Origin of the sequence: Bradyrhizobium sp. USDA 4538 (genome assembly GCF_024171045.1) — a bacterium.
Lineage (GTDB): Bacteria > Pseudomonadota > Alphaproteobacteria > Rhizobiales > Xanthobacteraceae > Bradyrhizobium > Bradyrhizobium australafricanum.
In genome coordinates, this window is record NZ_JALJZE010000001.1 from 1,398,781 (window position 1) to 1,415,405 (window position 16,625).

Sequence of the window (16,625 nt, forward strand, 5' to 3'; positions counted from 1 at the left end):
TCATTTCTCCATCTCGCGTCCGGTTAGCCGCAAAAACACGTCTTCGAGATTCGGCGGCCGCTGCAGAATGCGAAGGCCCGCTCGCCCGCGCAGTTGCACACGTACCTGCTCCGGATATGGTGCATAACAGAACAGCGTCTCTCCACTCACTTCGATGTTCCGCGCGTAAGGTCTGATCAACTCAGTGAGCTCATGCGGATCACCGCCATAGATTTCGATCACATCGCATCCGATATGCTCGTCGATCAAGGCTTCCGGCTTTCCTTCGGCGATCATGCGTCCACTCTCGAGCACGCACAGCCGATTACACAGGCGTTGCGCCTCTTCCATGAAGTGAGTAGTCAAGAGGATCGTCTTGCCGCGCGAAAGCAGGACACGCAGGCGTTCCCAGATCAGGTGACGGGCGTGCGGATCAAGACCAGTCGTGGGCTCGTCCATCACGAGCAGATGCGGGTCATTGATAAGAGCACGCGCCAGCGTGAGCCGCCGCTTCATGCCACCTGACAGTGCAGCGACGCGCACGTCCGCTTTGCTTTCAAGACGCGCAAACTCCAGCAGCGAAGGTACAACCGCCTCGATCTCGCTGGCGCTCATGCCGAAGTAACGGCCGAACATCCGCAGGTTCTCTCGTACAGTGAACTCCAGTTCAAGGTTATCGAATTGCGGCACTACGCCGATGCGCATACGTGCGACGCGAGCCCGCGCAGGCACAGCCGCGTCAAGCACTGTAATCTTGCCGGCATCCGGCGAGATCATACCAAGGAGCATACGCGCGATCGTGCTCTTGCCGGCTCCATTCGGCCCGAGCAGGCCGAAGCATTCTCCGCGCGCAACCGAGAACGACAGTTCGTCGACAATGATCTTGCCGCCAAATGACTTTCGTACGCCGGAAAGGTCGATTGCCGCGGTGGACATGTTCATCTTAGGCCGACAGAAGCCGTTCAGCCGACGTTGTCTTTCCTACGAGCGTTTTGGTCCAAAGCAGACCGTCGCACCACACATGCTCGACGCGTCCCCATTGGCAGGCGGCGGCGGCATCCGGGAAGAATCCTCGTCCGTTCAGGTTGGCACTCGTATTGCAAAGCAGTGGAATGCCCGTGAGCTGCTCAAATTCGACGAGGAGCTCTGCGATTTTGTGCGGAGAGTTGCGGGCGACCGTCTGCAGCCGCGCGGAGCCATCCAGATGGACGACGGCGGGGACCTTATCGCGCCATTCCGCCCGGGTCTCGTGATCGAACAGCATATAAGGATCTGGCGTGCCGGGGCTGAAGATCTCTGGCGCCCGATCCTCCAGGCAAATCGGCGCTACCGGCCGGAAGTGCTCGCGACGCTTGATGTCGTTGAGATGATCTTTCATTGTCGCCGACGTCGCTGCCGCAAGAATGCTTCTGCCACCCAATGCGCGCGGCCCAAGCTCGGCGCGTCCCGAGAGAAATATCACGGGCTTGTTGTCGGCGAGTATGGCCGCGAGTTCTCGTAGACTGCACGGCGCAGCCTCCCATTCCGACTGAATCTCGCCGGTCTGTAGCGCCGGGCCGCTGTAGACTGACCATTCGAGTGGCCCGAACCCATTTTTCGCTGCCATCGCACCGCAGGCAGCGCCGATCGCCGAGCCGCTGTCATTTGGAAACGGCGGCACCCAGACCTCATCGAACAATCCCGTCGCGCGAAGCGCACTATTCCACTTGATATTGAGCCCACACCCCCCGGCGACACACAGGTTTCTCGCGCCCGGAAGCGACGAGTGCCGCAGCAGAACCATCGCGATTTCCCGGACAAGAAGACGCTCCAGGAACACATGAAACGACGCCAGAACGTCCTCCGCACGCTTGCCCGTCACGCGCGGCGCGCTCGCCTCAAAAAATTCGTGCACAGCCGCAAGCGACGCCTCCGCATTATTGATATCGGCGCGATAGCGACGCGCCTGCTCCGTGTCGGCCGCGAAGCGCTTTTCGTAAAGGTCCTGAAACACCGTCACGATGGATTCGTCGACAGAGCCAAGCGCGATATAGGCCATCAGCTTGCCGGCGATGCCCAAGTCCCAATTGGTGCGGTTCGGCTGCCTGTAAGGCCCGAAATGAAGGCCAGCGGCAGCATAAGCATGACCGATCATCGGAAACAGGCACGCGATGAGCCGCGCACCGCGCGGCTCGACATAGTAGAGACGTGGAAAAATACAGCCATCCCACACCAGACAAAACGCGGGTTTTCCGGCGCCGGCAAAGGGGCTGGTGCTATAAGCCGACGCGACGTGGCCCGTCACGTGGGGGTAACTCTTATAGGGAAATACCTTGCCACCGAGGATCAGGCCGTAGCCGTCGACGGAATCAAGAAGGCCCTCGGCACGCCGCTCGACATATGGCGCCCCTTTCAGCGCGATCGGAACCGCCCCACTCAGGACCTGGAATTGCGACTCAATCTCCCCATCCCAGCCATCGATGACGAACTGATCAATATCTCGAGGGTCAAGGCCGTGTTCGGCCAATGCGAGCACGACTGCATCGAGGTTATCGACGGATTGGTAGCGTGGGCTGTTGGCGCGCTTCTCTTGCTCGGTGCAAAAGACAAGCTGCCCGTCCTCGACGACGGCAATTGCGCCATCGTGTGTTAACTTAATGCCGCAGATGCGCATACGAACCCCTGACCTAATGACCCAAATTTGGTTGTTCTGACGAGTTAGTCGGCTTCCGGAACAGGACAAGCAAACAGTCTTCGTTGACCGACTCAGTGTAGCAATGCAGACGCTCGACCTCGATCAGACTCTCTTTGAAGAGAGCAATCACCGTTTCCGCGCCGGCAGCATGGCCCCAGCGTCGACACGTGGCATCACGTGCCGATCCGAACACCAGAGCGCCATTTGGTGCAAGCAGACCCGCCAGATTGCGGATGGCCGCGTGCATCTCGACGACGTCCTTGAGGTAGTAGAGAACCTCGGCTACGACGATCAGATCGAACCGCTCGGCAGTCGAGAACTGCTTAATGTCGCAGGTTCTCCACCTGATATGTGACCATCTCTTGGTCCGTTGCCGCGCCCGCTCAATCGCCTGTGGCATGACATCCACCACGGTGAGCTGTTGGCAGTGGGGCGCCAGCATTTCGGTGAATGCGCCGGCGGCACATCCGACCTCGAGTGCATGAGCAACATCCCCGTTGCAACGCGAGATCCGGAGCATTTGCACATAGCGCTCCTGCTCGAACGAATTGCTATCGAGACGCCATGGATCGTCGACAGCCAACTCGCGTTCCAGTAGCTGGTAGTTGTTGTTGTCCGGCGTCATGGGCCTTCAACCTACTTGTAGGCGCTCGATCGATCGTGACCGCAAATCTCGATCGCGGCCACACTCGATGGAAGGTGCGGACGCTCGGACTTGCGAATTGCACCGGAACTCGCCCCGCTTCTTGCAGCGCCTATTGCGGCGGTCGTGTGCGGGACCGCAGCCTTCTTCTCTGCTTCGCTTGTCACGATGACCTTGCGCGACAGCCAGTCGCTATTGCTCAATGTACAGAGCGCATAGGCCTTCAGCGGCAGCAAAAGAAAGATGTTGATGGGTGTGTGGAGCGAGAAGCCGAGAAACCGCATATCGCGAGCACGGAATGCCGCCACGCTGCAACGGACCATCGTCATTGCTGCAATCGTCAGTACTGTCCACCAGGCCACTGACCCCGCGATGACAAACTGTGTGAGTGCAGCCAGCGACGACACGGCGAGAAGCAAGGGGCCGAGATTTTGTCCGACGACATCTAGCGTCAGATAGCCATCGAGCTCGGGGAGCAGACGCAATGCCAGAAACGTGTCCCGAAAGGTACTGCGGGCCCAACGAAGTTGCTGTCGCAGATATGGCCCAAGGCTGTCGGGCACCACGGTAGCCGCGATCGCGTCGGGAACATACTCGGTTCGAAATCCAGCCTTGAGCATGAGGATCGTTAGATGACGATCCTCGCCGAAATCGCTTGGCTTTCCACGGAAGAATTGCGTTTCGTATTGATCAAGCAGCATCGCGAGCGCCGAGCGCCGATACATGGCACATGGGCCACAGCAGCACATCACCGCACCGAATCGAGCTTGGGCCGCCCGCTCCTCGTTGCAGGCCAGCCAGTATTCCATATCGATCAGCTCGGTCAGCCAGGTTTCGTTGCGATTGCTGGCCACCAATTGGCCCATGGCCGCGCCGACTTCGGGGTGCTGCATCTTCAATACAAGCTTCGTTACCACGTCAGGGGCAAGTATCGTATCCGAGTCGACGTTGAGCACCAGATCGCCGGAAGAGTTGCGTATCGCTGCAATCTGCGCCTTGCGCTTTCCGACGTTCTTGGCAAGCAAAATGACGCGAAACCTCGGATCGTTCGCATAGATTGCATGTACAGGCGCCACAAGGTCGCGATTTGCGGATCCGTCGTCGACCACGTGGACCTGCAGCATTCCAGCGTAGTCTTGGCTTGCAAGCGACGCGAGGCATTCAGAGAGTGTGTCTGGATCCTCGTTGAAACACGGCACGATGACATCTACGCTGGGCAGAGCCACCTCGGCTTGTCCTAGATCGTCGTGCAGCTGCGAGGTATTGGCCGGCTGAGCGTAAAGCGCTTGCGCGCTCTTGTAGACGGTCGAGAGCAGCGCATAAGACGAAACGGCGACAGCGCTGGTTGTAGCGAGCAGGTCCATTGGGTGCCAATTTTTTCAGTGAAGTTGAGGAAGCGGATGGATTTCGAATCCGCGCAGCTGGAGTGCCGGAATCAGATATGACAGCGCCCTCACCGTCTGATCGCGCGATGTGGCATCCGTGCACGATATCGCCTCATCCGGAGGATATCCGTCGTGCAGGAGCACAATTGCACCCGGGCGAACGGCCGCCATCACTGAGTTCACGATGCTATCGACCCCGGGGCGCGACCAATCTCTTGGATCGACCGACCAATGCACAGCTGCGAGCCCTGCCTTGGCTGACGTAGCAAGCACGTCTTCGGTCCATATGCCGTAGGGGGCCCGCATGTGCCTGGGCAACGCCTGCGGACATGCCAATCGAATGGCCCTGCTCGCCGTGAGCACCTCATTGTGTACCTCCGCCGGTTCGCATCTGGACAGATCCGGATGCGTCATCGTGTGGTTTGCAACTTCGTGCCCTTCGGCGATCATTCGCCGAATGAGTTCAGGCTGGTCGGCCGCGTACGTGCCGATAACGAAGAACGTCGCCGGCACCCGATGATGGGTCAGCAAATCGAGGACGTATGGCGTGCAGAATGGGTTGGGCCCATCGTCGAAGGTCAAGTAGACCGAGCGACTTCCGTTGACGCCACCGTAGTCGCACCGCGCAGCAGATTGGCGGATGAGTTCGTTCACAGCTCGGGCCCGTTCCGATCGATAACCGTTCCAGCCGGCCACTCGCCGATTGAGCGTCCAACCGGGAACACCACCACGAGCACGTCTTCGACGCGGATCGGCGACAAATTGGGGTAGACATCTGGCTGGGTGGAACGGACACGAACGCCAGACATGAGGGTTGCTAATCCCTGCCTTCCGACCAGCCTGGTAAAATGCTTCTCAAGCGCGGGCCGGACCGTGCCAAAACCGAATGGCACCCCTAACTCATGCAGCACAGGATACATCACGCGCATCGAGTGGCTGATTCCAAGCCCCTCAAGATCGGGACGCACGGCATATAGTCCAAGTTCGGCCACGAGAAGGTCGATGCCATCTATCTTGATGAAGCGGCGTAGTAGACCGACATGAGCCGCAACGCCGCGCGCGTCGTGACCGATGATCCGGACTTCAGGCCTTGCACCGGCCCAACTCCGATTGCCTTCGAACGGCTGCGCATTGAACGCACCGGTCGGCCCGTAACTCTTACGGAAGAAGTCGGCAAGCTCGGTATGATCGGCGAGCTGCAGCTCGTTTTCCCAGCGGCGGCTCCACTGCACTTGAGTGCGCGCGGAAGGCGCTTCCGCAGTCCTGGATGCGGCAATATTCATGGCGGACTTCCCTGCGCCAGTGGCGGTGAGAGCGGAGAGCTCATCGATGGCGCGCCCAGCTGGCGCCAGATCAAGTTCGGTCCTATGCATCTTCGACACGCCTTGTACTGCGATGGATAGGCGCGCCATTTGGTCAGCCGCCGCAACTATTTGGCATCCGCAATCTGCGCACGCCGATTGGTCGCGACACTAAGGTGAGGCTGAGCGGGCCCTCAAGTGTACGCGGGTAAACCGCCGATATGGAAAGGGTTGGAACACACATACGAAGGTTTAGCGGGACCTGCCTACGATCGCAGCGCGTGCTTGTCGCACAGGGAAACGGCGCAACTCGCATGTGGCAGCAACACCCACTGCTCACGCCGATTCGGCGGCCACTCGCACGTCCAGGAGTTCTTCTTCGAGCTCGCGTGCGACCAGCAGCCATCGTGGTATGCCTAATTCATTTTCCAAACTGATGTTTGCTATCCAACATTCCGCAATTTGGTAAAATCGATTGTTTCGATAGAACACATCCATACGATGGATAGACTCACAAATGCGGTTCAAGGGACTTGATCTAAATCTTCTCGTTGCGCTCGATGCTCTAATGACCGAGCGCAACCTCACAGCGGCGGCGCGCAACATTAATCTGAGCCAGCCCGCTATGAGCGCCGCGATCGCGCGGCTGCGCAGCTACTTTCGCGATGAATTGTTTACGATGAGAGGTCGCGAGCTCGTCCCGACGCCCGGCGCTGAGGGGCTTGCAGGCCCCGTTCGCGAGGCCCTGCTGCACATCCAACTCTCGATCATCTCTCGTGAAGCGTTCGACCCGGCTCAGTCGAGCCGACGCTTCAGAGTCATTCTCTCTGATTTCATGACAATCGTGTTTTTTCGGAGGATTGTCGATCGTATCGCGCAGGAGGCGCCTACAGTGCGCTTCGAATTGCTGCCAGTTTCCGATGAGCCTGGTGAGTTGCTCCGCCGCGGCGAGGTCGACTTTCTCATTCTGCCGGAACTGTTCATGTCGAGTGCGCATCCGAAGGCGACGCTATTCGATGAGACCCTCGTGTGCGTGGGATGCCGCACGAACAAGCAGCTATCGCGGCCACTTACTTTCGAGAAATACAATTCTATGGGGCACGTTGCTGCCAAGTTCGGACGGGCGCTGAGGCCCAACCTCGAAGAATGGTTTTTGCTCGAGCACGGCTTGAAAAGACGGATCGAGGTCGTTGTGCAGGGCTTCAGCCTTATTCCGCCCATATTGCTGGATACGGGCCGTATAGGGACAATGCCGTTACGTCTTGCCAGACATTTCGAAAAGCGAATGCCCTTACGGATCGTGGAGCCACCGCTTCCCCTGCCTTCATTCACCGAGGCAGTGCAGTGGCCTGCATTCCACAATACCGATCCGGCGAGCATTTGGATGCGGCGGATCTTGCTGGAGGAGGCATCCAACATGGCATCTGGGCATCGGGAACCCACAGCGCGCAGGCGCGGCTAGCTTCGCCACAAGCCGCCCCCCGGCAGTAGAACAACCCCTACCCGATCATCGGCGGGCTGGCCGGCTGTCTCATTTCAGCGTCGCGTACAGCCACGCTGCAAAATGCGCGCGTGCGCCGGCAATGGACTGCCGGCTCGCGCACGTAATGATCTCGCAAAATGTTGTTTACTACGCCTGTCCTGCGGGCACGATCCGGCACCGTCGCGGAAGGACTCACGTCCTCGGATACAATGATATTTGATGGGGCCAATTTAACTGCTTGAATCCGACACTGCGTCAGGTTGTAGTTTCGTCTCCTGACTAACGCTGCGCTGGTGGACGTCGATGGGTCGCATCGGGCGAACTCACGAATATACGCGATAGGCACGGCACTTCGGCTGGCAACTCGACCGGGCCGAGTTGCCAGTGTGGCCCAGGATCGACGGAGCTCGATCAGGTTGGCGCCCGACGGGTCCAGAGGTAGGTCGGAGCCCGGTCGCCCTGCCGGACATTCTGCGATGATCCGCGAGCTTTCTTTTCGCGATCGCGCCAGAGGAACGAAGTTGATTCGGGCGAGCCAGTGCTGCCGCTTCAGATGCAGCCATTGCCGCTCATTGTATGCACTGTAAAGACGATCGCGTCGGATAGTTGGATATGCGTTTCAAAGGCCTGGATCTGAATCTTCTCGTTGCCCTCGATGCTCTTATGACTGAGCGCAGTCTTACCGCAGCAGCACGCAAGATCAACCTCAGCCAGCCGGCCATGAGCGCAGCCGTTGCTCGGCTGCGCTCCTACTTTCGCGATGAGATGTTTGCGATGAGGGGCCGGGAACTTGTCCCTACCGCACGCGCAGAAGGACTGGCGGGTCCCGTTCGCGAGGCTCTGATGCACATCCAACTGTCCATCATCGCTCGCGACGCGTTCAATCCGGCGCAATCGACGCGGCGATTCAGGATCGGTCTTTCTGACTTCATAACGGTCGTATTCTTCCGACATGTCGTAGAGCGCGTCGCACGAGAGGCACCCGCCGTCAGCTTCGAACTGGTGGCGCTCACGGATGAGCACGATGAGCTTCTTCGGCGTGGCGAGGTTGATTTTGTTATCCTGCCTGAACTATTCATGTCTAGCGCGCACCCACGGATAGCCCTGTTCGAGGATAGGCTGGTGTGTGTGGGCTGCAGCACGAACGGGCAGCTGCAGCGACGGCTTACATTTGATCGATATATGTCAATGAGCCACGTTGCGGTTAAGGTCGGAGTTGCGCGCAAACCTCCCATCGAGGAGTGCTTTTTGCTCGATCGCGGCCTCAACCGGCGCATCGACGTTCTCGTGCAGAACTACGGCACGATTCCGCCCATGCTGGAGGGCACGAGCCGCATAGGGACCATGCCATTCAGGCTCGTTAAGCATTTCGAAAGGATGGTGCCTCTTCGGATTGCCGAGCTTCCGCAGTCATTCCCCTCCTTCACCGAGGCGGTCCAATGGCCAGTCCTTCACAATAGCGATCCGGAGAGCATCTGGATGCGAGAGATATTGTTGCAGGAGGCGGCACGCATGACATCTGTACCTGACGAGTGCTCCATGATCTCCGCTTCGGGACAAGCGGATACTGACAGAAGCTTGGCGAGAGCTGCCTCGCGTCCATCGTAAGGACCCTTTGCAGGCTACGCGAATCTCCGCCTGCATGTTTCGACAGCTGAATTTTAGACTACTCTACCGACGCTCATTCTTTGCTCATGAACGTCCCGCGGCTTCGCTGCCTCAGCCGCCAACACGACGCTGTTGTGAGACTCTCACCTGAGGATCGCCATCGACATGCGGGCGACGGCTCAAGCCGCCTGTCGCGTGGTTTTAGAGGGCCGCGCATCAGAGACGAAGCAACACACGGCTGATGCTCACTTGAGCCAGGCCCTACACAACACTGCCTCGCCCAGCAGCCATATATAGATGAGTAAGATCAGCTCGGAGCTCGCCGTCCACTCTCAGAGCTAGTAGGGCTCCTCACGGCCGCAGCCGATTCGCTTTCGCCGAGCCGCACAGCCCTCACACCGATCCGTTACGGAGGTGGCGGGACTCGCTCGTGCGATTCTGCAGAACACCGCGCACCTGTGTTGCCTTGTCGCATCACCTTAAAGTGCATCGCACCTTCATCGCTTTGCGTCGCCAGTCTGACTTCTTTTGGCCCTACCGCGGCCAAACGTCTTGACGACGTGCGCTGCCTTGGCGCAATGACAACAAGGAGCTGATCGTTGGAACAGTACAGAGGCGTATTCGATCCGGAAGAACTTTCTGTCTTAGGAAGCCTCTTTGACGGCGCAATCACCGCGTTACCGCCATCGATGCGAACTTCTGAAAATCGCACAGCCGTTGCCAAACTCATCTTGGAGCGTGCAGAGATCGGCGAGTCTGGACTGGCACGCCTGATGAACTTGTTGATCACCATTTCCCCTCAGGGTTGATCGCCAGCCATTCTGAGGATAGTCACCATCTCTTACGCTGGAATAGAAGACGATCCAGCTAGAGCTTTGAAATAGCTTGAATCACACGTGACGTCAGGTTGTAGGCTTTGAAATTGAACAACATGAGCAAAGCTACACCACGTAGGCGTCGATGGCGCATTGGCGAACTTGCAGAGGCGACCGGAGTGACGGTACGCACGCTGCATCATTATGAGCATACGGGACTCTTAGCCGCATCAGAACGCACTGACGGCGGTCACCGGATGTACGATCGCGAAAGCGTTCAACGGGTTCATCAGATTCGAGCGCTACGTGAGCTTGGCTTCTCCCTCCACGAAATCCGGAAGGCTATGGAGGGCACGACTTCACTGATTGATCTCCTACGCAAACATTTGGAGCGGATCGAACTTCAAGTCGCTCGAGCAACCCTGTTGCGAGATCGTTTACGTGACATGACCACGGACAGTGAGATCCAGGTGAGTGTAGACGAGCTGCCTGCCACCTTGGTAGCCATGTCTCGGGTTGAGACGCGTAACCAAACCTCGCGATGCACCTGTAAGCTGGTCGCCGAGCGCGACGAGCGGTGGCGGCGGATTCGCGACGAGCTGCGCGATTGTATGGATAGAGGCGAACATCCCTGTGGTGAGCGAGCAAAGGCTGTCGCAGTTGCAGCGCGGTTGCTAATCGGCGAAATCGCCGGAGCTGATTCACGCGTTTCGACGATCCTCAAGGTCCTTGCGCGGTTGAGCGCCCCGCGCAGTCTGGCGGGTTGGGATCCCAGTCTCATGCAGTATCTCGATCTCGCCCTTGCCGGCTTGGAAGATCAGCCGTACTGACGGCATGGCCCAGGCACGCGCGGAATTGTCCCTTGGTCTTGGCCATCTAGATGAGAGCCGTTGACGCCTCGTACACCAGCTCGAGGCGCGACGGCCGAGTGCGTGGCTCAACCGAACAGATCTTCCCGCCTGGCCCCCCCGAGCCTCCCGCCGCCGCCATGGTCAGACGCATCCTCAAAAAGCGCTTGAACCGCACGTAACGTCACATTGTAAGCTCTGGTTGCGGTGTGGCCGAGCTGACGTGCACGAGTTCGCTCAGCAACCGCATCGACGTCCGGAGACAAGTCGGACCGCCAACGCAGGCGGCTCACTTCAGGTGAACATTGGAGCTCTACAATGTTGGGTAGGCGCCACGCTTTGGCTGCAAGTGCAGCGCTGCTTTTCAGCGCTCTTGCCTCGACCACGCGCGCCTCCGACGTCAATATTGCGGTGGCTGGTCCGATGAGCGGAAGCAGCGCTGCGTTTGGCGCACAAATGCGCGATGGCACGGCTGCCGCCGTCGAGGCATTGAACGCATCGGGCCAACTTCCAGATAGCAAGCTGATATTGACTGTCGTCGACGACGCATGTGACCCCAAGCAAGCCGTCGCAGTGGCGAACAAGCTTTCAGCAGAGCGCGTGCGGCTGGTCGTTGGTCATTTTTGTTCTTCTTCGTCGATTCCAGCCTCCGACGTCTACGACGAAGCGGGCATTCTTCAAATGTCACCTGGTTCGACAAATCCTAGGCTGACGGAGCGTGGTCTTAAGACGGTATTTCGAATCTGCGGCCGCGACGACCAACAGGGCCTCGTTGCAGCAGAGTACATTCGCAAAAACTACCATAACGAGACAATCGCAGTGCTCGATGACAAGAGCACGGCAGGCAAGGGCATTGCCGACGTGGTCGCGGCACAGCTTCAGAGGTCAGGTGAGACCGTCATTCGACAAAGCTATGTGGCGGGTGAAAAGGACTATGCTGCGCTGGTCTCGAGGATGAAGAACGGGGGGGTGCGGCTCGTCTATATCGGCGGATATCATACCGAAGTTGGACTGATCGTACGCCAAGCGTCAGAAGCGGGTGCGGGCCTCACCATCATGGCGAACGATCCGCTGATGACCTCTGAATTCTGGGCCATTACCAGCAGTGCCGGAAATGGCACGTTGTTCACCTTCATGGACGACCCCACCAAGAATGCCAACGCGGCCGGCATCACGGCCAGACTTAAAGCTGCCAACCTCTCCGCCGAGGGCTACACGCTTTACGCCTATGCAGCCGTCCAAGCATGGGCAGAGGGGGTGAAGCGGGCCGGCTCGTTCGATGCTCGACGGGTCGCCGACGCCCTTCGTTCGCGCCCGACCGATACCGTAGTCGGCCCAGTTCTGTTTGATTCCAAGGGAGACAACGCGGCTCCTGGGTTTCTCGTTTACCGGTGGCGCGACGGGCATGTCGAAGCTGTTGAGCAGAACTGATCGGGGCGATGCGTAGCCTCCCACAATTCACCCGAGGACACAGATGATGAGACACCCTGACGACCTTAGTGCAGCGATACTCGGGTGCTCTCTTATACTCGCGGCCTTCGGAGCATTTTTTGCGCTCGCTGCGGCTCTCGCACAGCTGCCTGACGTCGATCCGCAGGCAGATGAGTTACGACAGATGATAGACAAATAGTACCCGTGCCAACCTTCAGCGTTGCTACTCGACCTTGCCAAGCTAGTCTCGATCAGTTCGATGCTTGCCCCCTTTGGTTCGCCGGATCTTTCTCAAATAATCCTTCCATGCCTTCTGCAGCGGCTAGGCGAATGGCGGTTCAGTCACAGAACTTAGCCATGAAATTCGATTTGCAGCGACAATTTGCGCGATTGAGCGCACATGCTGACAAATGCACTTGCGCGCTCCAAACTATGGCCATTGCCGGGCCGTGCGAAACACCGCGAACTGCGCACAAGACGACCAATTGGCGTTCCAGCCAACCCACTCTCCACGCGACGCGCGCCAAACTTGTCTTCAATGAGAACTCATTGTCGCTATCCGCCGGCTTAGTCGAAGGCTTGTTGCTACCCTTGCACAGCAATGCTGTTCTGCAAGGAAAGGATCTACCTGGGGGCGAGCCGCCGCCAAGCCGCCCGGCGCCACGTACAAATCGGCGCTATTTACACGATACAGAATATTTTCAACGTCGGTGTGATCCGCCAAGCTATCGGTGTCTGCATCTTTGGGCTCCGCTTTGCCAAGGACAACCTTCGGCCTATCCGGCCTGAAAGACGGGAAGTTGCAGCAGACTTCATTGAGCTCGAACCTTCTGGAGTACCTTCCGACCCAGGTTTCGCCCTGGCGCGCGGCAGATGACCTCTTATTGGGCATTTGCTCCAGCTGGCGAGCAACTCTTGCCGCAACAAGGGCGGACAGATGAAGCGATCAAGATTCACCGAAGAGCAGATTATCGCGATATTGAAGGAGCATGAGGCTGGTGCGAAGGCGGCCGACGTAGCTCGCAGGCACAGGACCTCTGAAGCGGAGATCTACAATTGGAAAGCCAAGTTTGGCGGCATGGACATTTCTGCGGCCAAGCGATTGAACGCCCTGGAAGAGGAGAACGCGAAGCTAAAGATGCTACTGGTCGAGCACATGCTCGGTGTGGCGGCGCTCCGCGAGCTTCTGCCAAAGTAGTGATCAGGACTGCAGATCCTCATGGGACCCAATCACCTCGTGCTAGCCCAGCCACCATACCCCAATGAGCGGATCAAGAGCAGTCAAATACCGGGCAAGCCGTCTTTGAGCGCCGCGGCACCAGGCAACCCAGGACTCCTGGTCCAAAAACGGAGATGATCAAGTGAAAAGCAGCCCTCCTTCAAAACTAACGTGCGGAATCTTTGACCATTTGGACGACGACGGCCGCGATGTCGCGCGACAATACGAAGATCGCCTCAAATTGGCGGAGGTGTGCGATTCCCTGGGCTTCTACGCGTATCATCTGGCCGAGCACCATTGCACACCACATGCTAGAGGGCCGTCACCAAATCTTTTTTTATCTAGCGTCGCGCAGCGCACTCAGAGACTGCGCGTTGGGCCGCTGGTCCTGTTGCTCAATCTCTATCATCCCTTGCGCGCATTCGAAGAGATCTGCATGCTTGACCAATTGAGCGGCGGCAGACTTGAGCTCGGCATCGGACGCGGTTCGCTGCCGACTGAATGGGGCTATTTCGGCGTCAGCGCGGACGCGGCGCCAGAGCGTTATGAGGAGGCCAGCGAAATCCTGAATGCCGCGCTGAAGGGGCACACGCTATCCTATCACGGACGCTTCTTTGAGCTGAGCGAAATACCTTTGACCATGAGGCCTCATCAGCATCCACATCCGCCGACCTGGATCACGAGCAATCGGACGGAGTCGGCAGAGTGGGCTGCTGCAAATGGCGCCAATCTGGCGTGCCTGGGCCGCTCCTCAGCGGTCCGAAACATTACGGATGCGTTCCGCTCCCAGCGGGCGCGCATTGCGCCAACGGACGATCGGGAGCCGTTTCTTGGTTTGCTCCGCATGGTCGTGATCGCGCAGTCTGACCGAGATGCCCATGTAGCGGCGGAATTGGCTTACCAGCGATGGCTGGAGAGCTTCAAGTTCGTTTACGAGCTGAACGCCATTCCGACGCCACCCACCCTACCGCTGACCTTCGATGCAGCGCTCGATAGCGAATTATGCGTCGTCGGAACGCCAGCTTCCGTCCGACGACTCCTTCTTAGCCAGATGGAGGAGGCAGGTGCCAACTACCTACTTTGCCAGCTTGCCTTCGGGAACCTTCCGTTGGAAGCTTCTCTATACACCGCAACCACAATCAGATCTGAAATCATCGCTGGCTTTGGCTGACAATCACTATCCGATCTTGCCACCTCAAAGGAGCTGCGCGACAACGTTTATCTATGATCGGCCGTCCTGCAGAACGGGCGAATTCAGATCTCCTGCCTTACTCAGCAGGAGGTCCGCAGACCCATGAGGACACGGTCGCATCGATCACCCGCCATGGCGGCCGGTCTGCCGGTGTCGTCGAGGTGACGTGAACTGGCTCGGCATGACAAGCCGGCTCGATTCGCATGCGGTTGGCATTGTGCGTCATCGAAGAACAGATCCGCCACGATCGAGTATGCTATCCGCCGGTTGGATGCGTCCCATCAAAACTTTCGATTTTACCGGTTTTAACCAAATGTCCCATAGTCGATCGCAGATTTCCGGAAAACATCCTTCGCGAACCACGTGTGACAATGGAACCATTTTGCTTTGAGCATGGTTGCAGGGCAACTCCACCCGCCCGTGTCTGCCCCAACGATCCCTCCCTAGCCCGCAAACCCCGGCACGCGCCGCCCACGTTTGGTTGGATGGCAGATCGCAACGTCACGCGAGCAACCTACCGCTTAGTCGCTAACCTAATTGTCATCATGCTAAAGGCGCCCGAGAAGATCAGCTCTCACGAACTCTTATTGGCTAGGGTCCATGCGTGCGCCGGCTAGAATTCCAATAGGCGACCTGCTCTCGCAGCCAAGGCGAACCGGACCTATCGCCTCGACCCTCCTGCCCGCGCGATCAACCTGGCGCTGTGACGGCTCGCAGACGATACAGGGCCGTCAGCGATCTGACTGCCGGATTTGCAAGGCATATTTTCTCAGGCCACGACGAAGCACGGCAGTCGATGTGTGTGGCAGGACCGGCCACACAGTATCACTGCGCGCTCCCCTAAGTCGTCGTCGTGGGGGATCCTTACTGGGCTCGCCGGCTCAGTGCTGCTCGTCGCCGGCAACCCTCACTCGCGTCCTGCAAACTTGTACCGTGGTCATCTCATTTTATGCACCGCCCTCGACCGACTGCAGCAGGGTACAGCTTTCTGCAGCCGCAACTCGTTCTAGCCATGCGCCTGCAGCCCCGCTAACGGGACAAACGACGCATTCTCTTTACTCTGCCTAGCGCGCTTTTCATTACTCTGGAGCAACACCATGGAACTTGATCCTTCCAATTCACGCATAGAAGACCTGACGCACCGCATCGACCTGCAACTTGACATCGTGGCCGCCCTCGTCGGCGAGGACGGTAACGGGTTCGAGGCGGTCAGACTGCTCAATGCACACACAAACGAAATGATAAATGCGGAGCTAGCGCTCGGTCAGCTCGCCGATGCGAGGGCCAGCGGCTGCAATGGCGACGGGCAGGCGGCGCGGATACTCCGAGACCGCGGCGTCTATCATCCAGAAGACCTCCAAATTTTGGGACGCCTTTTCGATCAAGCGGTGGCGGCCTTACCTGAGGCTCTGCGCACCCCTGCCAACCAGTTGAAGATCGCCACCCTGATTCTCTCCCGTGCAGCGGAGTGAGATTCTATTTCGAGTTTTCCGTCGGTTGACGGCGCGATCAGGGTCTGATCAGAGTTGGGGCACGGCGTGCTGCGGTTTAACGTACCCAGCACCGCAGCAAGCCTCAGATTGAATTTACGTATCGTCGCGCGGAGCGCGTCGCCTCCACTGCTTTTTCCGTTTGCCACCGGATTCGAACCGATCCCGTCGCACTAAGCGATCTTGCGCGGGAGAGGACCCGTTTGCCCCTCGATCTCAACTGGGCTTTTCCTGTATCAAGTACTTCATGGCTATGTATTCTGTATGCCGCAGCCAACCCGACGGCGGATAGCGAATGAACGCAACGCATGTGGTGACGTGCGGGCAAGGCCTTCTCGTCCGATCGAGTGTTTGACGCTTGGCTCAATGGTTTGGCACTCACTTTGCGGCGGCATTGACCCTTACCCCACGATCTACACTCCACGACGTCTTGCAGGGCGACACGAACCAGATCATCACAATTGCCCTGCACCTCGTCACCACTTCTCTACTGCATTCCACAAGACGCACACTTCAAACCATCGGTTACGCGCAGGGATTGAACAGCAGAACGACGG

General features: G+C 58.4%; 13 protein-coding genes and 1 pseudogene. 8 read left to right on the top strand and 6 right to left on the bottom strand.

The window, feature by feature from the left end:
- Genes nodI through J2R78_RS06020 form a run of 6 tightly spaced genes read right to left on the bottom strand, consistent with a single transcriptional unit; the run spans nt 1 to nt 5,964 of the window.
- On the bottom strand, nt 1-921 hold the full coding sequence (nodI, locus tag J2R78_RS05995) for a nodulation factor ABC transporter ATP-binding protein NodI (RefSeq protein ID WP_245314072.1): 921 nt from the start codon (nt 919-921) through the stop codon (nt 1-3).
- A 1-nt stretch (nt 922) separates the two neighbouring features.
- The gene (gene nodU / locus J2R78_RS06000) at nt 923-2,632 is read right to left on the bottom strand and encodes a nodulation protein NodU (RefSeq protein WP_069280014.1); all 1,710 of its coding nucleotides are present in this window, start codon (nt 2,630-2,632) and stop codon (nt 923-925) included.
- Nucleotides 2,633-2,645: 13 nt separating this feature from the next.
- Nucleotides 2,646-3,278: a nodulation methyltransferase NodS gene (gene nodS, locus J2R78_RS06005; protein ID WP_069280015.1), complete on the bottom strand. Its 633-nt coding sequence runs from the start codon at nt 3,276-3,278 to the stop codon at nt 2,646-2,648.
- Nucleotides 3,279-3,289: 11 nt separating this feature from the next.
- Nucleotides 3,290-4,660, bottom strand: a complete 1,371-nt coding sequence (nodC, locus tag J2R78_RS06010) for a chitooligosaccharide synthase NodC (RefSeq protein ID WP_081334889.1) — start codon at nt 4,658-4,660, stop codon at nt 3,290-3,292.
- Between the two features lie 15 nt (nt 4,661-4,675).
- Nucleotides 4,676-5,335: a chitooligosaccharide deacetylase NodB gene (nodB, locus tag J2R78_RS06015; RefSeq protein ID WP_069280016.1), complete on the bottom strand. Its 660-nt coding sequence runs from the start codon at nt 5,333-5,335 to the stop codon at nt 4,676-4,678.
- Nucleotides 5,332-5,964 carry a NodA family N-acyltransferase gene (locus J2R78_RS06020; protein ID WP_069280041.1) on the bottom strand — a complete coding sequence of 211 codons (633 nt, stop codon included), beginning with the start codon at nt 5,962-5,964 and terminating at the stop codon, nt 5,332-5,334. Before J2R78_RS06020 ends, nodB begins: the two co-directional genes overlap by 4 nt.
- Before the next feature lie 535 nt (nt 5,965-6,499).
- Between J2R78_RS06020 and nodD1 the strand changes: the two genes are divergently transcribed.
- From nodD1 to J2R78_RS06060, 8 genes and pseudogenes are all read left to right on the top strand, one after another.
- A complete protein-coding gene (nodD1, locus tag J2R78_RS06025) occupies nt 6,500-7,444 on the top strand; it encodes a transcriptional regulator NodD1 (RefSeq protein ID WP_069280017.1) in 945 nt (314 codons plus the stop codon).
- A gap of 633 nt (nt 7,445-8,077) precedes the next feature.
- Nucleotides 8,078-9,073 carry a transcriptional regulator NodD2 gene (gene nodD2 / locus J2R78_RS06030; protein WP_069280018.1) on the top strand — a complete coding sequence of 332 codons (996 nt, stop codon included), beginning with the start codon at nt 8,078-8,080 and terminating at the stop codon, nt 9,071-9,073.
- 599 nt (nt 9,074-9,672) lie between these two features.
- Nucleotides 9,673-9,882: a hypothetical protein gene (locus J2R78_RS06035; RefSeq protein WP_081334890.1), complete on the top strand. Its 210-nt coding sequence runs from the start codon at nt 9,673-9,675 to the stop codon at nt 9,880-9,882.
- A gap of 122 nt (nt 9,883-10,004) precedes the next feature.
- Nucleotides 10,005-10,718, top strand: coding sequence for a MerR family transcriptional regulator (locus J2R78_RS06040; protein ID WP_176731412.1), 714 nt, complete (start codon nt 10,005-10,007; stop codon nt 10,716-10,718).
- 336 nt (nt 10,719-11,054) lie between these two features.
- A complete protein-coding gene (locus J2R78_RS06045; RefSeq protein WP_253603412.1) occupies nt 11,055-12,167 on the top strand; it encodes a branched-chain amino acid ABC transporter substrate-binding protein in 1,113 nt (370 codons plus the stop codon).
- Between the two features lie 937 nt (nt 12,168-13,104).
- Nucleotides 13,105-13,362, top strand: a pseudogene (locus tag J2R78_RS06050) (transposase); the annotation flags it as partial.
- Nucleotides 13,363-13,528: 166 nt separating this feature from the next.
- Entirely contained in the window at nt 13,529-14,557 is a 1,029-nt protein-coding gene (locus tag J2R78_RS06055; protein ID WP_057021389.1) for an LLM class flavin-dependent oxidoreductase, read from the top strand.
- Nucleotides 14,558-15,675: 1,118 nt separating this feature from the next.
- On the top strand, nt 15,676-16,050 hold the full coding sequence (locus J2R78_RS06060) for a NolY (protein ID WP_069280023.1): 375 nt from the start codon (nt 15,676-15,678) through the stop codon (nt 16,048-16,050).
- The last annotated feature ends 575 nt before the right edge of the window (nt 16,051-16,625 follow it).

Excerpts from the sequence above, each read along its gene's own strand:
- J2R78_RS06045 (WP_253603412.1), top strand. The coding sequence starts at position 11,055 with ATGTTGGGTAGGCGCCACGCTTTGGCTGCAAGTGCAGCGCTGCTTTTC.
- nodC (WP_081334889.1), bottom strand. The coding sequence starts at position 4,660 with ATGGACCTGCTCGCTACAACCAGCGCTGTCGCCGTTTCGTCTTATGCG.
- nodI (WP_245314072.1), bottom strand. The coding sequence starts at position 921 with ATGAACATGTCCACCGCGGCAATCGACCTTTCCGGCGTACGAAAGTCA.
- J2R78_RS06040 (WP_176731412.1), top strand. The coding sequence starts at position 10,005 with ATGAGCAAAGCTACACCACGTAGGCGTCGATGGCGCATTGGCGAACTT.
- nodD2 (WP_069280018.1), top strand. The coding sequence starts at position 8,078 with ATGCGTTTCAAAGGCCTGGATCTGAATCTTCTCGTTGCCCTCGATGCT.
- J2R78_RS06020 (WP_069280041.1), bottom strand. The coding sequence starts at position 5,964 with ATGAATATTGCCGCATCCAGGACTGCGGAAGCGCCTTCCGCGCGCACT.
- nodS (WP_069280015.1), bottom strand. The coding sequence starts at position 3,278 with ATGACGCCGGACAACAACAACTACCAGCTACTGGAACGCGAGTTGGCT.
- nodD1 (WP_069280017.1), top strand. The coding sequence starts at position 6,500 with ATGCGGTTCAAGGGACTTGATCTAAATCTTCTCGTTGCGCTCGATGCT.
- nodU (WP_069280014.1), bottom strand. The coding sequence starts at position 2,632 with ATGCGCATCTGCGGCATTAAGTTAACACACGATGGCGCAATTGCCGTC.
- J2R78_RS06060 (WP_069280023.1), top strand. The coding sequence starts at position 15,676 with ATGGAACTTGATCCTTCCAATTCACGCATAGAAGACCTGACGCACCGC.